General features: G+C 64.2%; 1 protein-coding gene. It reads right to left on the reverse strand.

Annotated elements, in window-relative coordinates; translation table 11 throughout:
* Positions 1 to 89: 89 nt before the first annotated feature.
* Positions 90 to 1,325, reverse strand: a 1,236-nt coding sequence (locus V7067_RS05245) for a FumA C-terminus/TtdB family hydratase beta subunit (RefSeq protein ID WP_334174827.1), incomplete at its 5' end; no start/stop codon positions are given.

Genomic DNA, 1,325 nt, shown 5'->3' on the forward strand with positions numbered 1-1,325 from the left:
GGCATGACAAGACGGGCATGACAAGACGGCTATGAAAAAGGCGGGGCCGAAGACCCCGCCTTGTTCTTTTTTCGCCCGGCTGACGGATGTCAGCTCAGGTTCAGTTCCTTGAAGAAGTCGTTGCCCTTGTCGTCGACGACGATGAAGGCCGGGAAGTCGACCACCTCGATGCGCCAGATGGCTTCCATGCCGAGCTCGGGATATTCGACGACTTCCACCTTCTTGATGCAATCCTGCGCGAGGCGCGCGGCCGGGCCGCCGATGGAGCCCAGATAGAAGCCGCCGTGCTTGTGGCAGGCATCGCGCACCGCAGCCGAGCGGTTGCCCTTGGCCAGCATCACCATGGAGCCACCGGCGGCCTGGAACTGGTCCACATAGGCATCCATGCGACCGGCGGTGGTGGGGCCGAACGAACCGGAGGCGTAACCCTCCGGCGTCTTGGCCGGGCCGGCATAATAGACCGGGTGGTTCTTGATGTACTCCGGCAGCGGCTCGCCGCGCTCCAGCCGCTCGCGCAGCTTGGCGTGGGCAAGGTCGCGGGCCACGATCACCGGGCCGGTCAGCGACAGGCGGGTGCGGATCGGGTGCTTGCTGAGTTCCGCCAGAATTTCCGGCATCGGACGGGTGAGGTCGATCTTCACCACATCGCCCGACAGGGCCGATTCCTCGATCTCCGGCATGTGGCGGGCCGGATTGGTCTCCAGCGCCTCAAGGAAGATGCCCTCGCGGGTAATCTTGGCCTTGGCCTGACGGTCGGCCGAGCACGAAACGCCGATGCCGATCGGCAGGCTGGCGCCATGGCGCGGCAGGCGGATGACGCGCACGTCGTGGCAGAAATACTTGCCGCCGAACTGGGCGCCGACGCCAAGCTGCTGCGTCATCTTGTGAACCTCGGCCTCCATGGCAAGGTCGCGGAAGGCGGTGCCGTCTTCCGAACCTTCGGTCGGCAGCTCGTCCAGATAGCGGGCGGAGGCCAGCTTCACCGTCTTCAGGTTCAGTTCCGCCGAGGTGCCGCCGATGACGATGGCAAGGTGATAGGGCGGGCAGGCGGCGGTGCCGAGGGTGAGGATCTTCTCTTTCAGGAACGGCAGCAGACGTTCCGGGTTGAGCAGCGAGGGCACGCCCTGAAACAGGTAGGTCTTGTTGGCGGAACCGCCGCCCTTGGCCATGAACAGGAACTTGTAATAGTCCTCGCCCTCGGCATAAAGCTCGATCTGCGCAGGCAGGTTGTTGCGCGTGTTCTTCTCCTGATACATGGAGAGCGGCGCAAGCTGGCTGTAGCGCAGGTTCTTCTTGGCATAGGCATCGCGGATGCCTTCGGCGAG

This window comes from Pseudoxanthobacter sp. (assembly GCF_036822375.1).
Lineage (GTDB): Bacteria > Pseudomonadota > Alphaproteobacteria > Rhizobiales > Segnochrobactraceae > Pseudoxanthobacter.